The 21,943-nt window shown below is 31.1% G+C and carries 21 protein-coding genes; 5 read left to right on the forward strand and 16 right to left on the reverse strand.

Annotated features, from left to right (window positions below; genetic code table 11):
- Position 1: 1 nt before the first annotated feature.
- Together B3578_RS03065 and B3578_RS03070 are read right to left on the reverse strand one after the other, a co-directional pair.
- Positions 2 to 1,318, reverse strand: coding sequence for a Na+/H+ antiporter NhaC family protein (locus B3578_RS03065; RefSeq protein ID WP_291046980.1), 1,317 nt, complete (start codon positions 1,316 to 1,318; stop codon positions 2 to 4).
- A 165-nt stretch (positions 1,319 to 1,483) separates the two neighbouring features.
- Entirely contained in the window at positions 1,484 to 2,350 is an 867-nt protein-coding gene (locus B3578_RS03070; protein ID WP_291046982.1) for a cupin-like domain-containing protein, read from the reverse strand.
- Between the two features lie 289 nt (positions 2,351 to 2,639).
- Here B3578_RS03070 and B3578_RS03075 point away from each other — a divergent pair, with 289 nt between their 5' ends.
- Entirely contained in the window at positions 2,640 to 4,793 is a 2,154-nt protein-coding gene (locus B3578_RS03075) for an OmpA family protein (protein ID WP_291046984.1), read from the forward strand.
- 63 nt (positions 4,794 to 4,856) lie between these two features.
- Here the strand turns inward: B3578_RS03075 and B3578_RS03080 are convergent, their stop codons facing one another.
- The gene (locus B3578_RS03080) at positions 4,857 to 6,062 is read right to left on the reverse strand and encodes an RsmB/NOP family class I SAM-dependent RNA methyltransferase (RefSeq protein ID WP_038333863.1); all 1,206 of its coding nucleotides are present in this window, start codon (positions 6,060 to 6,062) and stop codon (positions 4,857 to 4,859) included.
- Positions 6,063 to 6,116: 54 nt separating this feature from the next.
- A complete protein-coding gene (locus B3578_RS03085) occupies positions 6,117 to 6,539 on the reverse strand; it encodes an acyl-CoA thioesterase (RefSeq protein WP_221856687.1) in 423 nt (140 codons plus the stop codon).
- Between the two features lie 362 nt (positions 6,540 to 6,901).
- Here B3578_RS03085 and B3578_RS03090 point away from each other — a divergent pair, with 362 nt between their 5' ends.
- Positions 6,902 to 9,034, forward strand: coding sequence for a Tex family protein (locus B3578_RS03090; protein ID WP_291046986.1), 2,133 nt, complete (start codon positions 6,902 to 6,904; stop codon positions 9,032 to 9,034).
- A 75-nt stretch (positions 9,035 to 9,109) separates the two neighbouring features.
- On the opposite strand, the gene B3578_RS03095 is transcribed toward B3578_RS03090, so the two are convergent.
- Both B3578_RS03095 and B3578_RS03100 read right to left on the reverse strand, forming a co-directional pair.
- Positions 9,110 to 9,613 carry a DUF2314 domain-containing protein gene (locus B3578_RS03095; RefSeq protein WP_219034560.1) on the reverse strand — a complete coding sequence of 168 codons (504 nt, stop codon included), beginning with the start codon at positions 9,611 to 9,613 and terminating at the stop codon, positions 9,110 to 9,112.
- Between the two features lie 42 nt (positions 9,614 to 9,655).
- Entirely contained in the window at positions 9,656 to 11,044 is a 1,389-nt protein-coding gene (locus B3578_RS03100; RefSeq protein ID WP_291046988.1) for an HTTM domain-containing protein, read from the reverse strand.
- A gap of 72 nt (positions 11,045 to 11,116) precedes the next feature.
- On the opposite strand from B3578_RS03100, the gene B3578_RS03105 reads away from it, so the two are divergent.
- Positions 11,117 to 11,518, forward strand: a complete 402-nt coding sequence (locus B3578_RS03105) for a thiol-disulfide oxidoreductase DCC family protein (protein WP_114999244.1) — start codon at positions 11,117 to 11,119, stop codon at positions 11,516 to 11,518.
- A 443-nt stretch (positions 11,519 to 11,961) separates the two neighbouring features.
- On the opposite strand, the gene B3578_RS03110 is transcribed toward B3578_RS03105, so the two are convergent.
- Genes B3578_RS03110 through hisE form a run of 3 tightly spaced genes read right to left on the reverse strand, consistent with a single transcriptional unit; the run spans position 11,962 to position 13,789 of the window.
- A complete protein-coding gene (locus B3578_RS03110) occupies positions 11,962 to 12,633 on the reverse strand; it encodes a TPM domain-containing protein (protein WP_291046990.1) in 672 nt (223 codons plus the stop codon).
- 16 nt (positions 12,634 to 12,649) lie between these two features.
- Positions 12,650 to 13,426, reverse strand: a complete 777-nt coding sequence (locus B3578_RS03115; RefSeq protein ID WP_291046992.1) for a M48 family metalloprotease — start codon at positions 13,424 to 13,426, stop codon at positions 12,650 to 12,652.
- Positions 13,427 to 13,444: 18 nt separating this feature from the next.
- Positions 13,445 to 13,789, reverse strand: a complete 345-nt coding sequence (hisE, locus tag B3578_RS03120) for a phosphoribosyl-ATP diphosphatase (RefSeq protein ID WP_125350653.1) — start codon at positions 13,787 to 13,789, stop codon at positions 13,445 to 13,447.
- A gap of 230 nt (positions 13,790 to 14,019) precedes the next feature.
- Between hisE and gcvP the strand changes: the two genes are divergently transcribed.
- The gene (gene gcvP, locus B3578_RS03125) at positions 14,020 to 16,875 is read left to right on the forward strand and encodes an aminomethyl-transferring glycine dehydrogenase (protein ID WP_291046994.1); all 2,856 of its coding nucleotides are present in this window, start codon (positions 14,020 to 14,022) and stop codon (positions 16,873 to 16,875) included.
- A gap of 152 nt (positions 16,876 to 17,027) precedes the next feature.
- Entirely contained in the window at positions 17,028 to 17,738 is a 711-nt protein-coding gene (gene aqpZ / locus B3578_RS03130; RefSeq protein ID WP_125350651.1) for an aquaporin Z, read from the forward strand.
- Positions 17,739 to 17,764: 26 nt separating this feature from the next.
- Here the strand turns inward: aqpZ and B3578_RS03135 are convergent, their stop codons facing one another.
- The 7 genes from B3578_RS03135 to B3578_RS03165 form a co-directional block, all read right to left on the reverse strand.
- Positions 17,765 to 18,382, reverse strand: a complete 618-nt coding sequence (locus B3578_RS03135; protein ID WP_291046996.1) for a hypothetical protein — start codon at positions 18,380 to 18,382, stop codon at positions 17,765 to 17,767.
- Positions 18,383 to 18,465: 83 nt separating this feature from the next.
- Entirely contained in the window at positions 18,466 to 18,798 is a 333-nt protein-coding gene (locus B3578_RS03140) for a PadR family transcriptional regulator (RefSeq protein WP_125350649.1), read from the reverse strand.
- A 62-nt stretch (positions 18,799 to 18,860) separates the two neighbouring features.
- A complete protein-coding gene (locus tag B3578_RS03145; protein WP_291046998.1) occupies positions 18,861 to 19,424 on the reverse strand; it encodes a DUF1572 family protein in 564 nt (187 codons plus the stop codon).
- Between the two features lie 6 nt (positions 19,425 to 19,430).
- A complete protein-coding gene (locus tag B3578_RS03150) occupies positions 19,431 to 19,949 on the reverse strand; it encodes a DUF421 domain-containing protein (RefSeq protein ID WP_291047000.1) in 519 nt (172 codons plus the stop codon).
- A gap of 66 nt (positions 19,950 to 20,015) precedes the next feature.
- Positions 20,016 to 20,198: a hypothetical protein gene (locus B3578_RS03155; RefSeq protein WP_125350646.1), complete on the reverse strand. Its 183-nt coding sequence runs from the start codon at positions 20,196 to 20,198 to the stop codon at positions 20,016 to 20,018.
- A complete protein-coding gene (locus B3578_RS03160) occupies positions 20,198 to 21,106 on the reverse strand; it encodes a M28 family metallopeptidase (protein ID WP_219035372.1) in 909 nt (302 codons plus the stop codon). The genes B3578_RS03155 and B3578_RS03160 overlap by 1 nt, the downstream gene beginning before the upstream one ends.
- Positions 21,107 to 21,144: 38 nt before the next feature.
- Positions 21,145 to 21,813: a sterol desaturase family protein gene (locus B3578_RS03165; protein ID WP_291047003.1), complete on the reverse strand. Its 669-nt coding sequence runs from the start codon at positions 21,811 to 21,813 to the stop codon at positions 21,145 to 21,147.
- Between the last annotated feature and the right edge of the window lie 130 nt (positions 21,814 to 21,943).

Genomic DNA, 21,943 nt, shown 5'->3' on the forward strand with positions numbered 1-21,943 from the left:
TCTATTTTTTGAATGATTTTGACTGAAAAAATAAGATAAAAATAAGGGTACAAATTCCAGTTAAAAATGGATAATATAAGTTAGATAACACATCAACCGAAGAAACCTTTGTTGCACTTGAAATTGTATTTGCAGCTGCAACCGCTGCCAAAACTTGCGCACCATAAGGTAAGATTCCTTGTACAAAACACGAAACCGTATCCAAAATACTTGCCACACGTTTTCCCTCTAAATCATGATGATCAGAAATATCTTTTGCAATTTTACCACAAATCAAAATTGTAATTGTGTTATTTGCCAAACAAGCATTCGCCAAAGCTGTAAGCGACGCAATACTCATCTCAGCCTGACGTTTTGTTTTAATATTTTTGGTTAGATGATAAATGATAAAATCTAATCCGCCATTCAAACGAATAATTCCAACAATTCCACCAATAATTAAACAAATAATACTCAACTCAAACATTCCTTTAAAACCTTCATTAATAGAAGAAACTAAGTCTAGTAAAGGAACACCAGAATAGAACAAACCAATTCCAAGAAACGAAAGAATTCCTACAATTAAAGCCCAAATCACATTAATTCCAGACATTGCTAGTCCAAAAACTAATAGATAAGGTAAGATTAAAATCAAGTCAAAATCTAACTGTTTTCCTTGGAAATTGGTTGTGTCAAAATGTTGAGAAAGTGAAAAATATATAATCGTCGAAACAATAGCTGCTGGAACTACTATTCGAAAATTAGTTTTAAATTTAGACTTCATGCTCACTTCTTGCGTACGTGTTGCAGCAATCGTTGTATCAGAAATAAATGATAAATTATCGCCAAACATCGCTCCACCAACTACTGCTCCTAACAAAATTGGCATAGAACCTGGAATCATTTTATCCATTTGCACTGCAATCGGCGCAACAGTTACAATTGTTCCAACCGATGTTCCCAAAGCCGTCGCAATAAAACAAGACAACAAAAAGAAACCTGCTACAATAAAGGAAGAAGGAAGATAATTCAAAAATAAATTCACTGTTGATTCTACAGCACCAATTGTAGATCCTAAACTTCCAAACGCTCCAGCGAGAAGAAAAATTAAAATCATCAACATAATGGTTTCTTCACCCGCATTCTTACAAAAAGCCTCGGCTTTCGTATGAAATGAAACCTTAGGGAATTGAACAAATGCAATTACTAATGCTAACATGAAAACAACCAATGCTGGAACAGAATAAAAATCGTTCAGATAAATAGATGCCGAAAAATAGACAAGTATGAAAATGATTAAAGGCAATAAAGCCCAAAAATTTCCTTTTTTTATGATCATATTACTAAAAATTCAGAAAAATATTCTGCAAATATCTATCGAAATTTTAAAACATGAAAATCAAATATTTATTGATTTATAAGTTTTTAGGACAGTAGAATAAAAAAAGGAACATCTTTCGAAAGATATTCCTTCATTTAGAAAAATTTTCTAAAAACTGTATTTTTATTTCGCAATTAATTTATTTGTTTGTGTAATTGCGCGCTCATTTTTTTCTTCAATCCAAGTTTTACCTTTTATTTTTCGCATCACATTATCGTATGTACGCATCAAAAATATGTTATAAATCGCTTCGGACAAATTTTTTGGTTTATGTGCCAACGAACGCAAACTCATCGAAAAACCTGGCGTCAAATATTTCATATAATGCCACCAACCTTCTGGCATATAAAGCATTTCTCCGTGTTTTAAGTCTGCTACCATCGGATTTATATTTTTCAACGCTGGCCATTTATCAAAATCAGGATTATCAAAATCAATATCTTCTCTACAAATTACCGAATGTGGAATTTTGTACATGTATTTCGAATCCTTTGGCGGAACAATAATACAACGTTTTTTTCCTGCAAAATGGAAATGCAAAATATTCGCTAAATCGATATCATAATGCATAAAAACATTCGATCCTTCACCTCCAAAAAATAACATTGGCATCGATTTGAAAAGATTCAAACCCAAATCTGGCATTTTATAATCTTGTTGCAATTGCGGAACTTGACTCATCAAATTGTACAAAAATATACGCAAATCTGTCGGCTCACTTTGCAACAAATCTACATATTCAGACATTTTCATCTTTGCTATTGGTTCATTTACTTTCTTCGTATAATCAACCGGATCATTATTGTATAAAGGGACAACCTTGTTGCCTGCAACTTGTTTTATATACTCAAAATTCCACTTTTCGTACGCAGGCCAATCCTCTGTAATTCGCTCTACTACAACTGGTTTTTGAGGTTTAACGTAATATTTCTGAAAATCTTTTGCAGAAATACTTTCTACTCTTTCAACTTCTGTGAAATTAAAATTCATCTTTTATGTAAAATAAAGTGCAAATTTACTTAACTTTTTTGTTAAATCTGAACGATGCAATTATTAAACCAATCTTTTTTAAATATGATTTAATAATTATTTCTGATTTGATAATTTATTAAATATACATTGAACTTTACTATAACTGATGATAGAAAATACATCAATTCTTTCATTATCTTTACATTGAATTTTTAAAATCGATTCGTTGAACACAAAAAATCTATTTTTTTCCATTTTTTTTATTCTACTGAATACGTTTTGTTGTGCACAGCAAATTTTTCCGTATTTGGAACTTAAAGATGAGGACGATTTTGAAAAAATAGAAGCAATTTCTCTCGAAAATGACTATAATTTTCATCATTTATTGGGAAATTTGAGTCATAATTTTACTTTTCAGAACAATTCTTCGGAAGATATTTCGGCTAAATTTATTTATCCTTATCAAGCTTCTCAAAATGTGTACGAATTAAAAGCTTTTGTAAATGATAAAGTTTTCGAAATTCAATCCAAATCGATTGTAGATATTCGAAAAGAGTTAAAAAATATTGATACTTCAACTATTTTTAAAAATCAACAAAACAATCAAGTTTTACAATTAGATTTAGGAAAAATTCCTGCACATGCTACACTAAAAATTAAGCTAAAAGTTTCGAAAATTGTTGAAGAAAATAGTTTGAATTATCAAGTTTCGTTTTTAGAGTTTATCGTGAAACGAACAGAATCTTTTACCCAAATTAATCGTTGGAACAATCAATTGAATGGTTTTCCGAAAAACATAAATTCAGATATTCATCTTTCGGGAAATTTTCCGATTTCAAAAATTGTTTCTGATTTAAAATTTTCAAAGGAAGATGATCGAAATTATGTTTCAAAAAATTCCGATAAAAAGATTCCAACTCTTCAATATGCTTATACAAAAAATGAACTACAAACAGGAATTGAAACGTTTACTGAAAATGGTTGCGATTATATTTTAGGAACAATTGAACCTGCAAATAATCCTTCTAAATATGATGCTCCGCGAGAATTTTTATTCGTTTTGGATGCTTCTGGTTCTATGATGAATCAACCAATTGAAACCACCAAAAAATTGATGTATCAACTTCTTCCAAATCTAAACGAAACAGATAAATTTAATGTGTTGGTTTATTCTACGAAAAATGAATTAATTTTTAATTCTTCTCAATTTCCAACGAAAGAAAACATCAATTTAGCTTTAGAAAAAATTAATTCTTTGAATGGAACTGGCGAAAAATTATTGGATGAAACAATCAAACAAATTCAGAAAAATCCTTTTGATAAAAATTATAAACGAATCATTACAATTATTTCTGATGGAGCGATGAATTTGAATGAAACTGTTTACAATTCACTCCGAAATTATGCAAAAGATACTCAATTTATAACATTAGGAATTGGAAAGGAATTGGACTATCATGCGATGAATTTCATAAGTTTAGCAACAGGAACGCTTCCGATTACGGTCAATGAACCAAGAGAATTGAATCAGAAAATAACACAATTTCTGCAAGCTGTTTTGAATTCTTCTATTTATCATCTTAAAGTTCAATCATCCCAAATCAACCTCAACGAAACATTTCCGAAGAATTTCAATACGTATTTAGCTCAAAATTCTATCAATTTTATTTCACGCGATTGTAATCGTCGTTATCCAAAAAAAATCGAAATCATAGGTCTTCAATCCAACCAAAATTTCACTCAAAATTTTGAAATCAAACAACCAAATCCAAGTGAATTTACAGAAGCAATTAAATTTTATTGGGCAAAACAAAAGATCGATTATCTCTTAAAAGATGAAGAACGTTGCGGTGAAATGTGCAAAAAAGATGGACGATATCGAAAAGAAATTGAGAAAATTGGAACTGAATTTAACATTTCAACACCTTATAATTTATTGATTCAAAAAGGAAATATAGAAAATTACAACAATGATTATGATACAGATGCCGATGGCGTGATGGATATCGAAGATGAATGTCCGTATATAAAAGGAAATCGTTTTGGAAATGGTTGTCCTGAAAGTAATTTGAGTGATAAAAAGATTGGAAATTATGTTCAAGATTATTCAAATTATTTAATGGAAACCGTCGAATTTGATTTTGATAAAGCTGAAATCAGAGCTATTGATTATCCAAAATTGGATGAAGTTGTTGCAATTATGAAACGAAATCCATCACATCATTTTGTTATCGAAGGTCATACAGATGCGGTTGGAACAGAATCTTACAATATAGATTTATCACAACGAAGAGCAAACGCTGTGTTGAATTATTTGGTAGAAAAAGGTCTAAATAAAAATCGATTTTCAATTTCCGCTAAAGGCTTTTCAGACTTGAAACACAAAGAATGTAATCCTGCTGCAAATTGTATTGATTGGAAAAATTTTGAGAATAGACGAGTTAGATTTAAGATAAAATAATTATTGTAACAAAAAAAGACCAAGCTTTCACTTAGTCTTTTGTATCTTATAATAATTAACAGCTTAAGAAATTCTTTCAATCAAAGCCATGTAGAATCCATCATAATTAGTTTGAGATGGATAATGCATTTTATCTGAAACCATTTTATAATTTGGATTATTCTTCAAGAATTTTTCTACTTGCTGCTCATTTTCTTGTGGTAAAATAGAACAAGTTGCATAAACCATCATTCCACCAACTTTAATGATTTTAGAATAATCAGCTAATATTTTTTCTTGTGTTGCTAATATTTCGTCAATAAATTCTGGTCTTAATTTCCATTTTGCATCAGGATTACGTTTCAAAACTCCCATTCCAGAACAAGGTGCATCAATCAATAAGCGATCAGCAGAATTCTCCATACGCTTGATTGTTTTTGCTTCAATCACCTTTGTTTGTACATTCTGAACATTGTTACGTTTTGCACGACGTTTCAATTCTTTCAATTTCCAATCGTACAAATCCATTGCAATAATTTGCCCTTTGTTTTCCATCAAAGCAGCTAAATGCAATGTTTTTCCTCCGGCACCAGCACAAGCATCTACCACACGCATTCCTGGCTGAACACGTAAATAAGGCGCAATCAATTGCGATCCTGCGTCTTGAACTTCAAACCAACCATTCTGAAATTCATCTGTACGGAAAATATTTGTTTTCTCTTCAAGCTCTAAAGCATCTTGATATTTCGATAAAACTTTCGTTTTTATTCTACGCTCCTTCAACGCTTTTTGTAATGTTTTACGGTCTGTTTTCAAGGAATTCACACGTAAAACTGTTGGTGCTTGCGAGTTCATTGCATGCACTTCATCTAACCAACGATTTCCCAACGACTTCTCTCCTAACTCGAACATCCAATCTGGATACGATTCTGCAACCGCAATATTTTTAGACGAATTGTGATGTCTTTTCAAGACTTCTTTTGGATAGATTTTTTGAAATTCTTCCCATTTTGGTAACGTTTGCTCTGGATCTAAAGCAAACCAAGTTCCAACAAACTCCCAAATTGTATCAGGAGAAAGCGGACGGCTCATTGCCCCTTCAACCAAACGTTTCCAACGAACTAAATCGTAAACCGTTTCGGCAATAAAAGCACGATCGCGCGCTCCCCATTGCTTATTCGATTTCAATGTTCGCTCAACTTCTTTATCTGCATATTTTCCTTCGAAGAAAATTTGTTGCAATGTGTCGGTAATTCCGACAAATAAATTTTTATATGGTAAAATCTTCATAACTCGGTGCAAATTTACAAAGACTTAAATGATTAGCGTAATTAATTTATAAGATTATACAACTTCAAAAAGATCTTTTATCTTTTGAGGAACCTCAACCACTTTATTTTGCTGATAATCGAAGGTCACAATTCCTGTTTTCGCTTTTGCAATTAATTTATCTTTTGTAGAAATTTTATAGATTACATCAAAACTAACACGCGAAAAATCTTGCACACCAATCTCAATCAACAATTCATCACCATAAAAAGCTTGATTTTTATACTCAATCGCAACATCACCCATAATCACACTTACACCTCCAAAATCTAATTCCGAATAGCCATAATGTTGAAAAAACTGAATTCGCGATTCATGTATAATGGACAATACTTTATCGTTTGCCAAATGATTTCCATAATTGAGATCAGTTATGCGTACTGGTATTATTGTTGAAAATAAAAATTTGTCTGAAAAATCTAATTTTATACGAGCCATTTTGTAGATATATTTGCTCAAAGATAAGAAAGTTGTATAAAAAAAAACGGGTTTAAGCTCCTCAGCTTAAACCCAATTGATTTTTAAAAAAACTTACACTAGTAAGTATAAATTTAACATTAAAAAAAATCAATCTTACTCTCTACTACCTAAGGTCAAATTTAGAAATAATTTAATAAACACCAAAACTTTTTAGAAAATTTTTATTATTCTTTTTTATTTAAAATAAGACTGATATTAAAAACTCTAAATATTAGATTATTATATAAAAAAAGCACTCTATTAAATACGACCTATATAAATAAAACATGCTATTTTTTATGTTTGTGAAAAATAGTAATTTGCAAGGCCAAACTTTTAACATGAATTTGATTCAATACATTCATCAACATCTTAATTCTATTTCAGAAAAATCAATCAACAATACAGTAAATTGTTTGAATGAAGATAATACCATACCCTTTATTGCGAGATATAGAAAAGAGGTCACAGGAAATCTTGATGAAGTTCAAATTTCTGCTATAAAAAAACTGCAAAATCAATACAATGAAATTGTTTCTCGAAAAGAATTTATTTTAAAAACATTGGAAGAGCAGAATCAATTGAGCAATGAATTACAACAACGTATTCAGAAAAGTTTTGATTTGGTTCAATTAGAAGATTTATATCTTCCTTATAAAAAGAAGAAAAAAACACGTGCAACCATTGCAAAAGAAAAAGGTTTAGAGCCTTTGGCAAAAATCATCATGAAGCAAAATAATATTCCTGATTTGGATGATTTAGCAAAAAAATATCTAAATGAAGATGTGACAAGTATCGAAGATGCTTTTGCAGGTGTACAAGATATTATTGCAGAATGGATAAATGAAAATGAATATGTACGTCATCGATTGCGAGATATTTTCAGAAAATCTGCTTTGATTGAAAGTAAACTAGTAAAATCTAAAATAGATGATGAAGATTCGGCTAAATACTCGAACTATTTTGAATACGAAGAATTATTGAAAAAAATTGCTTCTCACCGATTATTGGCTATTTTACGCGGCGAAAATGAAGGTTTTTTGAAAGTAAATGTATCAATTGATAAAAAAGAAGCCTTCAAATTTTTAGAATACACTTTAATCAAATCTATTCAACCAGAAGTTTCTTGGGTTATTGAGGAAGCGATAAAAGATGCTTACAAACGACTTTTAGCTCCTTCAATCTCAAATGAAGTGTTGAAAGAAGCAAAACAAAAAGCAGATGAAACATCAATAAATGTTTTTTCGAAAAACTTAAATCAATTGCTTTTGGCGCCACCTCTGGGAGAAAAACGAATTTTAGCGATAGATCCTGGTTACAAATCGGGTTGTAAAGTGGTTGTATTAGATGAGCAAGGTGATTTGTTGCACAACGAAAACATCTATCCGCATGCGCCTCAAAATGAAAAAACACAAGCCATCAAAAAACTAAAATCGCTTATCAATGCTTATAATATCGATGCAATTTCGATAGGAAATGGAACAGCTTCTCGCGAGACTGAAAATTTGGTTCAGAATATTGCATTTGATCGTCCACTAAAAGTTTTTGTTGTAAATGAAGCTGGTGCTTCGGTTTATTCGGCTTCTAAAATTGCGCGCGACGAATTTCCGGATAAAGATGTTACCGTTCGCGGTGCTGTTTCTATAGGCCGCCGTTTACAAGATCCTTTGGCAGAATTAGTAAAAATAGAGCCAAAATCGATTGGAGTTGGTCAGTATCAACATGATGTCGATCAAACTTTATTGAAAAATGAGTTGGATGATGTTGTTTCTTTCTGTGTAAACAAAGTTGGTGTAAATCTGAACACAGCAAGCAAACATTTACTAAATTATGTTGCAGGAATTGGTGAAAAAATGGCTGAAAATATTGTAGAATATCGAAGCGAAAATGGTGCATTTAATTCGAGAAAAGAGTTACTAAAAGTTCCTCGTTTGGGTGAAAAAGCATTCTTACAAGCTTCTGCTTTTTTACGAATTCCAAATGCAAAAAATCCGTTAGATAATTCTGCTGTTCACCCAGAATCGTATGCTCTTGTAGAGAAAATGGCGAAAGATTTGAAAGTTGATTTGAAAGATTTGATTCAAAATAAAGAATTGATTAATCAACTTGATTTAACCAAATATATTACCGAAAAAGTAGGTTTACCAACTTTAGAAGATATTAAAAAAGAACTTGAAAAACCTGGTTTAGATCCGCGTTCTACTGCAAAAGTTTTTAGTTTTGATCAACGATTAAAGAAATTCGAAGATTTGCAATTGGGCATGAAAGTTCCTGGAATTATTAATAATATTACCAATTTTGGCTGTTTTGTAGATATAGGAATCAAAGAAAATGGTTTGATTCATATTTCTAAAATTTCGAATGAATTTATTTCAGATGTAAATTCAAAAGTGCATTTGAGTCAACAAATTGAAGTAACCGTAATTGGAATTGATACAGAAAAACGTAAAATTCAATTGTCTTTGATTGATTAAGGAAAATAATTTCAAAATTAAAAGGCAATCTAACGAAAGATTGCCTTTTTGATTTTATTATTTTCTGAGCAGAAATTAATCCTCAAATTTTACTTTATATTGTTTATCAAACTCTTTTTTCTGCGCATCAGTCATTTTACTACGCATATATTTTATTGTAAATCCACCAATCATTTTATCACCTTTATAATACATCCAATCTGATAATTTAGTTGGATCTATCACAATTGTATCATTGTGTTTAACCAATTTTGTGTATTGAGGTACGTTGTCCACAATTCCTTTTAATTGATCGTTGTCCGAATATACATCACGAATCCAAATATGCTCTTTTTGTGTCGCATTCGGAATATCATACATTTGTTTGACAATAAAATTAGTTGTCGTTGTATCTTTCATCGACAACGCCAATTTGAAATCATCAAACGTTTGTTGCGCTTCCTTCCCAATACTATCCAAATCTTTTTGTTCTTGCTTTTGCTTATCCAAACCTTTATAAGCTTCTACTCCAGCATTTTCTTTGTTACCACAAGAAAATAATAAAACCGAAAAAGCTATTGCGAATAATGTATATTTCATAATTGTATTTCTTTGATTGTTGTCCTATAAAGTTACATAAATTTATTCAAAATAAGATAAATTCAACTCTTTTGGTGTTGGCTGAATCCATTTTTGATGACCAAAATAACTCCAAGTTGTATAAGCTAAATTGTAATTTGCATTTGTAAATTGATAATAATCGCTACCATTGACAGAAACTTTTGCATCCACAAAAACTTTGACATCTTTCACACCATTTTTCGCATAATCATATTTTACATAACGTGCAAATTGCCACATCATATCTGGGCTAACCGCCATTTTTGACATTTGTTTGAAGGTTAGATATTTTGTCAAATCTACTTTCTCGCGTTTCAAGAATTTACCTTTTTTCTGCGGATCTGGTTTCGAAACATATACCACAACTTCACCCGCTTTGTTACGCAACATCATTCGCCAAGCCATGCGATGACCTTCCTCTGTCCAAAAAACATTTCCTGGAATAAAATAATGACGAACAGGTAAATATATTTGCCAAATCACATAGAAAAACATCAAATAAGAGAACATGACACGACGTGTTGTCAATAAATTATCATCATCCGAACGATCCATCATAAATGATTTTTTAGGAAAAACAACTTCCTGAATCTTAACGGGATCATAAAAGAAAATTAACATTGCCAAAGCAAAGAAAGGAAATATTCCAATCCCGAAAACTGCAGAATTGAAAATATGAAAGGCTACAGCACATTTGAAAGCGATTCCACGCGTTCTATTCATCAACATTGCAGGAATAATCAATAAATCGAAAAAGAATCCGCCCCAAGCAAAAACTTGTGCAAACTCTAAACTACTTACAACTTTTCCTAATCCAATCAAATTATATTTTGTTGTTAATAAATCGCCATATTCGTGAAATTTCATTTGTAAAAAAACACCGTTAAACCAATCTGGATAAATCTTTGCAAAAGCCGCAAAAACATACACAATCAATAACTGGATAATGAATAATGTTGGTACCCAATTGCGCATGGTTAGACGTTTTATTTTCGGAAAAATTAAACTATCAATCGAAAAGAAATGATGCGCAGGAATTATCGTCATCATCCACGAAACTAGCATAAACAGATAATAATGGTTGTTGTAGCTTGTTTTTTGCATGAAATACGTCAACGACCATAAAATAGAAAATACGATAATTGAAAATCGATAAGCAAATCCAAACACGATAAACCAGCCTAAAATTCCCATGAGCACGTACAAATAAATCATATTTTGTCCCAAGAAAACATTTGTCCACTCGAATCCGATGAACGAAAATGTAATGTGCGGTTCAACAAAATTTGTTTGTACCCAACCTGTAAAAATGGCTCCCCAACATTCTGCAACAATTAATAAACCAAAGATTATTCGGAAAATTACAAGTGGAGAATTATCAACTTTTCGGAATAAATATTCGCTAAACATGATTGATTGTTAATTTTGGCTAATTTAAAAATAACCTTTAGAGTTTAGCTACTTTTAGCGTATATTTATTGTATGAAAACGAGGAAAATTATTTTGTTTGATGGAATTTGCAATTTATGCAATCAATCTGTTCAGTTTGTGATTGAACATGACAATAAAAATCAATTTCAGTTTGCTTCATTACAATCTGATTTTGGACAAAATTTTTTGAAAGAAAATAATTTGGATGCCGCTCAATTTGATTCTATCGTTTTTATTGAAGATGATAAATTTTATACCAAATCATCTGCTGCGCTAAAAATTGCTAAATATTTGGACGGAATAACTTCGTGGTTGACTATTTTTATGATTGTTCCAAAACCTTTACGCGATGTGGTTTATAGTTTTATTGCGAAAAATCGTTATCGTTGGTTTGGAAAACAAGAAAGTTGTTGGTTACCTACTCCTGAATTAAAAGCGAAGTTTTTAGATTAAGTTTTAAACTTCTTGATTCAAATAGTTTTTAATCTTCTTAAAAAGAATTACCCAAAAATAAAAAGTCAATAAAAGGTTTATTACTACAATTATCAAGAGAACAAAGTTTCCATTTAATATTGTTGAATCTATTTCTCCCATTTGAATTAAAAAAAGCGAAAAATAAGCAAACAACAAATAAAATGATAATACTCTATATTTCCTTTTTGAAAGAATGCTAATGAATAAAAATAGTATTGTTATCAATCCTAAACTATAAATTGAAACTTCATCTTCACCTCCAGAAGATTGTAATTGGGAAGTATAATAAAAATCATTTCCTTGCATATAGCCTAATCCATCTGTGTATTTAATAAATAAAAAACAACAAATGACTTGAGCAATATATAAAACTTCAAGAAAAGAGAAATGGACTTTCAATTTATTAACTCTGTTTAATTTATTTAATCTTCTGCAACTATTTTTTCATTAATTTTTACAATAGCTTCGTTAATTCCTTCAAAATACTTTTCCTCACTAAAGTTTGGAACAACTACCTCATCAATTAGCTTTTGAGAAAATTCGTCAGAAAATATATTTCGTGCAATCTTATTCGTCGAAATTCTAACTTCTCTTGATTTTAAATTAAACACAATTATCATATTTCCCTTTTGAAATCGATCAGAACTATTGTTATTAAGGATTGAAAATGAATAATCTATTATATTTTCATTTGGAAAATAATCATCCGTAGAAATTATAAATAGCTGAAAACGATTAATCTTTTGAATTTCCTTTAATTGTTTTTCAAGTTTTGCTAACTCTTCTCTATTAAAAACTTTTTCTAAATCAACAACATTTGAAAACGGAATCAAAGAATAATTTTCAATATAAGGAAATTCAGTACAATTTTTAATCAAATTCTTTTGTAGATTGAACTGAAAGATGTTTACATCTGATATTAAAAAGTCTACTGCATCAGTATTGAAATATTTATTAAAATCTAATAAATTTTTAGCTGGTTTTTTCTTTTTAAATGATTTACAGATTTCTTTGCTTATTTGATCATAATCTTGTGCATAAGAAAATGTAATATTTGTGAATAAAAGAACTGATAGAAGTATTTTTCTTATCATTACAACGAATTAAAATCTACTGATTTTTATATTTCTCAATTGCAGCTTTTATTTTTTCGCGACGATTAGATGGAGATGGATGCGTACTTTGAAATTCTGGAACTTGACTTCCACCCGAAGCTTCTTCCAAAATATCCATTACACCAATCAATGCTTCTGGATTATATCCTGCTTGAATCATAAATCGAACGCCCAAATCATCAGACTCCAATTCATCATCACGACCATATTTCATATTCACCATATTCGCGACTAGTTGTGCGTAATAAGCCGAATTTGCATCTCCAGCTGCAACGCCTGCCGCTCCTGCAATTCCTTGCGAAAGTTCTTGTTTCGACATTTGTTCTGCACTATGACGCGCAATAACGTGACCAACTTCGTGTCCCAAAACTCCAGCCAATTGGTCTTCGTTTTGCAAACGCGTCAACAAAGCTTCGGTAATAAAAATTGGGCCACCAGGCAATGCAAAAGCATTTACAGTTCGATTATCTGCCAACACATAAAACTGAAATGGATAATTCGTTTTATGCGCATCACTAGTATTGACCACTTTCGCGCCTACTCGTTTTACAAGTTCTTGGTATTGCACATTGCGAGATAGTCCACCAAACTCTTGAGCCATTTGCGGAGCCGAATTAATTCCCATCGCAATTTCGTCATCTTTGGTTAATGAAATATATTGCTTTTCGCCTGTAATTTCATTGACTTCCGAAGAAGAAAAATATTTTATAACAGAAAAAATAACAATTGCTGCGGCAATTATTAATTTCATCGACGTCCCGCCCTTTTGCATATCAGTATAAGGTGTTAATTATTTTTTGTGCCTTTTCTTTAAAATCTCCAAAACATCTTTTAATTCAAAGCCACGAGCATGTAAAGCCATAAGGTAATAAAAGAAAACATCTGCCGATTCTTCCAAAAAGTTTTCGTCGTTATCTTGTTCCGAAGCAATCACCATTTCTACAGCTTCTTCCCCCATTTTTTTAGCGATTTGCGAATTACCTTTTTTATGAACACGTTTCATTTTAGATTTTTTCGCATCCTCTAATTTCGCCTCTTCCATCATTATTTCCAATTTCTTTAAGAATGGAAATTTTTTTTCTTTTTTGACTTCAGAAGTATTTTCATTAAGTTCCATAAAATCGTTTGTTTTCATAGATTTTTTTAAACGTAGAATAAATTTAAGAAATTCTACCGAATTATTTATCTCAATTCTATTGCCAATATTACTATTTTTTGAAAAAAAAGAAAGTTTTTATTCACATTTATTTCTAAAAAAATAAAATTCTAATCTATTCATTCAATTAATTTTTAAGATTGTTATTCACTTTTATTTTAAGATAAAAAAACGTATTTTTACGCGAAAATAAACATAGCGCAAACACAATGAACACAAACGATTTTTCCATTAGACATATTGGAAACAATGCGCAGCAAGCAGCTGAAATGCTTTCTGTAATTGGGAAAGATTCTATTGATTCTTTAATTGAGGCAACAGTTCCTCAGAACATTCGATTGAAAAATGCTTTGGATTTACCAGAAGCTTTATCAGAATTTGAAGCTATTAATCATTTAGCTGAAATCGCTTCAAAAAATAAAAAAGTAAAAAATTATCTTGGATATGGATATTATGGTACAATTTTACCAGCACCAATTCAACGTAATATATTAGAAAATGCTGGTTGGTACACAGCTTATACACCATACCAAGCGGAAATTGCGCAAGGACGTTTAGAAGCTTTATTAAATTTCCAAACTGTTATTTCTGATTTAACAGGTTTACCTATCGCAAATGCCTCTTTATTAGACGAAGGTACTGCATGTGGTGAAGCAATGCACATGTTATTTGAATCTCGTTCTCGTGATCAAAAGAAAAACAATGTCAACAAATTTTTTGTAGCAGACAACTTATTCCCTCAATCTGTAGCAGTTTTAGAAACGAAAGCACACGGTTTAGGAATTGAATTAGTTGTTGGAAACTTTGAAACAACTGAATTAACAGAAGAATTCTTCGGAGCGATTGTACAATTCATCGGAAAAGGAGGACAAATCAATAATTATAAATCATTTGTAGAAAAAGCAAATGCGGTTAACGTAAAAGTTGCTGTTGCAACAGATTTATTAGCTTTAACATTGTTAACACCTCCAGGTGAATGGGGAGCTGATATCGCAATTGGTACTTCTCAACGTTTTGGTGTTCCAATGGGATACGGTGGACCACACGCAGCTTTCTTATCTTGTACAGAAGAATATAAGCGTGTAATTCCAGGACGTATTATTGGAGTTTCTCAAGATCGTTTAGGAAACTATGCATTACGTATGGCTTTACAAACGCGTGAACAACATATCAAACGTGAAAAAGCAACTTCTAACATTTGTACTGCACAAGTATTGTTAGCAGTTATGGCTTCTTTCTACGCTGTTTATCACGGAAAAGATGGTTTACAATATATCGCTGATCAAATCCATACTAAAGCAGCTGTTTTACACGGAGGTTTAGAGCATTTAGGATTTAAATTAGTGAATACAAATTTCTTCGATACAATTCAAATTGAGGTTGAAAACTCTGACGAAATTGTGAAGATTTTTGCAGAAGAAGAAATTAATGTAAATGGATTCGAAAACGGAAAAATTTCAATCACAATTGATGAAATGACTTCTGAAGAAGATATTTTTGAAATTTTAAGTGTTTTTGCAACAATTAAAAATACAGAAGATGGTTTCGAATTTGAAGTAGATGATTCTTATTTACCTCAAGATTTAATCAGAACTTCTGATTTCTTAACACACGAAAACTTCAATTTATATCATACAGAAACAGAATTAATGCGTTACATCAAACGTTTAGAGCGTAAAGATTTAGCGCTTAACCAATCGATGATTGCGTTAGGTTCTTGTACAATGAAATTGAATGCTGCAACAGAATTATTGCACATGTCTTGGGAAAGAATGGGGAATGTACACCCTTTCACTCCAAAAGATCAAGTAAAAGGTTACCAAACATTAATCAAAAACTTAGAAGATTATTTAGCTGTAATCACAGGTTTTGATGCAACTTCTTTACAACCAAATTCTGGTGCACAAGGAGAATATGCAGGATTGATGGTAATCCGTTCTTACTTTGAAGCAAGAGGAGAAGGACACAGAAATGTAGCGTTGATTCCACAATCTGCTCACGGAACTAACCCTGCTTCTGCTGCAATGGCTGGAATGCAAGTTGTTGTTGTGAAAAACTTAGAATCTGGTGAAACAGATTTAGTTGATTTGAAAGAAAAATGTGAAAAACACAAAGATAACTTAGCTGCATTGATGATTACTTATCCATCAACTTATGGCGCTTTTGATAGCAATATCGAAGAAGTTACTGAAATGATTCACGCATACGGAGGTCAAGTTTATATGGACGGTGCAAACATGAATGCGCAAGTTGGATTAACTTCTCCAGGAAATATTGGTGCAGACGTTTGTCACTTAAACTTACACAAAACATTCGCTATTCCTCACGGAGGTGGAGGACCTGGTGTAGGACCAATTTGTGTAAAAGCACATTTAGCTCCTTTCTTAGGATCTTCTCCATTAATCGAAACTGGAGGAAAAGAAGCGACAAATACATTTGCTGCAGCTCCTTATGGTTCTGCGTTCATTTTACCAATTTCTTACTCTTACATTTTAATGTTAGGAGCAGAAGGTTTATTGAAAGCGACACAAGGTGCAATATTAAATGCTAATTACATGAAAACTCGTTTAGAGAAACATTTTGATATCTTATATACAAATGGAAACAATGTAGTTGCGCACGAATTTATCTTAGATTGTCGTCCATTCAAAAAAGCAGGAATTGAAGTAACTGATATTGCAAAACGTTTGATTGATTACGGATTCCACGCACCAACAGTATCTTTCCCAGTTGCTGGAACATTGATGGTTGAGCCAACAGAATCTGAGAATAAAGCAGAATTAGATCGTTTTTGTGATGCATTAATTTCCATTCGTCAAGAAATCGACGAAGTTGCAAACGGAGATTATCCAGTTGACAACAATGTATTACACAACGCGCCTCACCCAATTCACTTGATTACAGCAGACGAGTGGGAATATCCTTACTCTCGTTCTAAAGCTGCATATCCAGCAGAATGGGTTCGCGAACGTAAATTCTTTGCATCTGTTTCTCGTATTGATGATGCTTACGGAGATCGTAACTTAATCTGTACGTGTGCTCCTATCGAAGCCTATATGGATTAATTATTCTAGAAAGAATATATTTTTAAATACAAATCGCTCTGAGAAATCGGAGCGATTTTTTTTATTGAAATAATTTAAATGTTTAAAATGTTTGTATTTCTTAATTTTTTTTTAAAATTCATTCTAACTAAACTTTTAATATTAAAACATTTATGAAAAATTATGCTGCCGAGTTTTTCGGTACTTTTTGGTTAGTTTTCGGAGGTTGTGGTAGTGCAATCTTTGCAGCTGGTATTCCCGAATTAGGAATTGGTTACGCTGGTGTTGCATTAGCATTTGGTCTTACTGTATTAACAATGGCTTATGCAGTTGGTCATATTTCTGGAGGACATTTCAACCCTGCTGTCTCTTTCGGATTATTTGCTGGAGGACGATTTGATGGAAAACAACTTATTCCTTATATTATTTCACAAGTACTCGGAGCAATTGCTGCAGCTGGTGTATTATACTTAATCTCATCTGGAAACTCAGATTTTGCAATTGACAATACCAAAGCTGGTGCATTCGCTTCCAATGGATATGGAGCCTTTTCTCCACATGGTTATAGCATGTTATCTGCTTTTCTAATTGAATTTGTCTTAACAGCCTTCTTCTTAATTGTTATTTTAGGTGCTACAGATAAATTTGCAAACGGAAAATTTGCTGGAATTGCAATTGGTTTGGCTTTAACATTAATTCATTTAATTTCTATTCCAATCACTAACACATCTGTAAATCCTGCCCGTTCTACATCACAAGCTATTTTTGTAGGCGGCGAACCTTTAACGCAATTATGGTTATTCTGGGTAGCACCAATCGCTGGAGCAATTGTAGGTGGATTAATTTATAAATTATTATTACAAAAAGACGAAAGTCAAGCATAAACTAAAAGCTCCGAATGGAGCTTTTTTTATTTTATTAACTGATATTCAGGATAAAATTCATTAAGTATTTCTTCTTCTTTATTCGGTAAAAAATAACAGGTTACATAAAAAAGTAAAAAGATAAAACTAAATATAATCGAAAATACAATATTTAAAATAATTTGGTTATTATCAAGATGAATCAAAACCTGCAAACTTAGATTAAACAAAGAAAATGCAAACGAGATGATATAAAGATTTTTAAAAATAAGCTCTTGTAAAATCAGTTTTCTATTTTTCACACTTAATTTTTGACGATATTTTTTTTGTAACCTTATATATCGATAAATAAATAATCCAAAAAATAAAACAATCGTACTTAAAATAGCAATTTTACTATATTTAAAAGCTATCAAATTAAACAATAATATTCCACTCATAACAAAAATAAAATACTGAAAAGTAAGTAAATGACTTTTCATCACTTTCCAAATTAAATTATTGTATTTTTTTTGAAGCGCAAACCTTCTTTTATCTACAATTTCAGAAAAACCAAATATTCCAAACTTCTTAAATTCATTTTGTAAAGCATCTTCAAAAGTTATAGTTTCATTTGTTTCCCATTGTTCTTCAATTCCACAAGCCAAATGATCGGCTAATTCCAATTGCAAATCATAATACTCAACATAATGCTGACGCGTAAAATCGATTAATTTTTGAACTTCAAAAGCAGAAATTTTTCTCATGATTAAATCAATTTAGGGTTCAATAATTTTTGGATTTGTAGCATTGTTTCTGTTAACAATTGAATTCTTTTTACAGATTCTTTAGTTCCAAACTCAGTCAACTTATAATATTTTCTTATTCGACCTTCTACTCGCTCAGCTTCCACTTCAATTATATTCTCAGCTTCCAGCTTATGTAAAATAGGATACAATGCACCCTCTTTTAACTCAAATTCATCTTGCGTTAAAATTCTAATTTTTTGAATGATTTCATAACCATACATTCTTTTATGATCTTGTAATAGTTTTAAAATAATCGGTTGCAGAGTTCCTTTATAAAATTGAACATCTTTCATATACCTAAGTTTCTTATGTAAGTTAAGATAAATAATTCAATTAAAAACACTTTAACTAAAATTTATTTCAAAAACTCATCTGTAAAATGTTGTGTTTTCTTTTCTGAAGAAAATTTCGTTTGATTATAATCTGCTGATTTATTCTTCGGAATCGAAAGTGAATTCCATTCATTGTCCTTTATTAATTTTCCTATAAAAACAATTTGACCAACATGATACGGATAATGCGCCAATTGACGATTAATCGCTTCTATTACTGTATGTCCTTCATTTCGGATATAAATAATTTGCTGTAAATCTTCGTCGGTTTTAATTTGTGCTAAAGCATCAAACAAATACTTCCAACCTTTCTCCCATTTATCTAAAAGTTGTTCTTTAGTTTTGATTCTATCTTCAAATTCTTCATCACGATTTCGCCACTCTTTTTCACCATCTGTTGTCAAAAAATCAGTCCAACGCGACAACATATTTCCTGAAAGATGATTCACGATAATCGCAATGCTATTTGAGTTTTCATTGTATTGCCAAAACAATTCTTCATCCGTTAATTGTGAAAATGTTTTTTCACCCAAATGTTTATAATACTGGAATTGTTTGATAATCCCGTTTACTAAATTATTTTCCATATTCTGTTAATTAGTTCCTTGCAAATTTTTGTGATTATGCTTGCGTTTATAATGCGTTTCCTTAAATTGATTTTTATCCGTTGTCACTATTGAGATATTTCCATCAATCTCCATCATCGCCAATTTCACATCTTTAATATGTTCTACACCATGTTCGCGCATTGCTTCGTTCAATTCTTCCGAATTAATTCCCAATTTGCTCAACATCGTAAAATCAGCTTTTCCATTACGAATTAAAATTTCAGATTTTTGTTCAATTAAGTTTCCTAAAAATTTATTTTTCAACATTATTCTTTTGAAAATAAAATTTAAAAGAAACAATACAAAAGCTGCTATCAATCCTCCTTGCAAACTCGAATCTGAACCAACCATTGCATTTTGTACAGCGTTACTAATTAATAAAATTAAGATTACATCGGCCGTATTTAATTGGGATAATTGCTGTTTACCAAAAATTCTAAGTGCAATTAACATAAAAAAATACACCGAAATACAGCGCAAAACAATTTCTAAATAACCTTCCATACATTTATTTTAAGTAAATAAAAGGTACTAAAAAATCCGTTCTGAAATTGGAACGGATTTAAAAATTTATTTTGATTTTCTAAGAATATAAATTCTGGAAACTCTTAAAATTAAATAGATAATTGCGAGATAAAACTTTTTCTCATAAAACAATTCAAGACCTCTTATTGGGAAAAATTTTTCTGATAAAAACGCTAACAATAAAATTACAATAACCGCAATACTAACAATATTAATTGCTTTATCCATTAGTTGTTATATTTTGGTTGAATATTTTTCTTCATCATTTCGTATAAAGAATGTCCAATTCCTTGTGTAATCTCTGACAGATTTTCGAAATTAATCACCGAAACTTCATCGTTTTTTTGATGATAATGATGTTGATTCTCCATGTTTACAGAAGAAAGCGCATGCGATACCACTTTATGATTCACAAAATTTACATTATCCGAACGATAAAATAATTGTTGCTGCAAATAAGGGTCGTTTTCAACTTTGAATGTTTTAGTAGAATTATTATTCATCAAATTCATCAAATCCGAACGGTCGCTACCTGTCATATATACTTTTCCTTCGCCGAAAGCAGAAACAGTTCCAATCATTTCTAAATTCAACATCACTTTCATATTTGGTAAATAAGACTGAAAATCTGTGTTTTCTACCAACATTTTAGAGCCAATTAATCCAATTTCTTCCGCATCAAAAGCCATAAACATCATAGTTTGCTTAACTTTTTTGTTTTTGAAATAATCAGACAAAGCCATTACAGCCGAAGTTCCACTTGCATTATCATCTGCTCCATTAAAAATTTTATCCTCACCTTTGTCATCTGTTCCAACATGATCAAAATGCGCACCTACAGCGTAAATATCAGACGATTTACCTTCTTTAATTCCGCAAACATTTTGTCCTGTTTTGCCTTTATATTCAAATTCGATTAAATATGAATCACCAACACAAGGTTTTAATTTATTTTGTTTGAATTTTTCAGCAATCAATTCAGCAGCCAATCGATTTTCGGGCGTTCCAAATTTTCGACCCTGCATAGCATCAGAGGCTAATTCTTCGACATATTTCTTTTGATTTTCTTTTGAATATTGCGCGTTTGCTTGATTGAAAGCAAGTAATCCAATTGCAAGTAAAGTATATTTTTTCATTTTTTGTGTGAACTTAATTTGACGGAAGATACGAAAAATTAACTTTTCTTCTCAAACATCAATTCTTTTACTTTTTCTTTGTCTTCTTTTTCATTCTTTAGGTCGAACATTGTTCCGAAAATACGATCCCAAAACGTATTGGAAACGCCAAAACCTAATTCTTCGTCTTTATAATGATGCAAATGATGATTGCGCCAAAGAGGTTTCATAAACTTGAAAGGCGGCGCAACAGCATGAATCAAATAATGCATAGACGCATACAATAAATAACCAATCATAAAACCAGGAAAGAAAGCAAAGGTGTATTTCCCTAAAATTAAATATTGAATCAAAAAAATAATTGACGCCAAAAGAATACTTGGAACTGGAGGCATAAACAAACGTTGTTTATCGCGTGGATAATGATGATGATTTCCGTGAAAAATGTAAACAATTCGTTTTAGACTTGGTTGTTCGGCTGTCCAATGAAAAAGATAACGATGCGCAAAATATTCGAACAAGGTCCAAAATAACATCGCTCCAAAAAAAATTGAAATAAATGTTATTGTAGATAAATCGTAGCTAGAAATTCCATAATAAATACAATAGGAAAGTAGAGGAATGTACATTCCCCAAATAACTGCGGGATGACCTTTTGTCAACATTTCGAGGTATTTGTTTTCGAAGATTTGCGCTTGACCTTTATTATGTATTTTCTCAAATTTCATGGTTACAAAATTTAATTTACTTAAAAATAAGGTTTTAACATATTTTAAACAAACAATCTCTAAAAATTAATTGTTAAAAAAAATCCGAAAATCAAAGTTTGATTTTCGGATTATATGATAAATAAGAAAA

It is taken from the genome of Empedobacter sp. UBA1574, from assembly GCF_002322895.1.
Lineage (GTDB): Bacteria > Bacteroidota > Bacteroidia > Flavobacteriales > Weeksellaceae > Empedobacter > Empedobacter falsenii_B.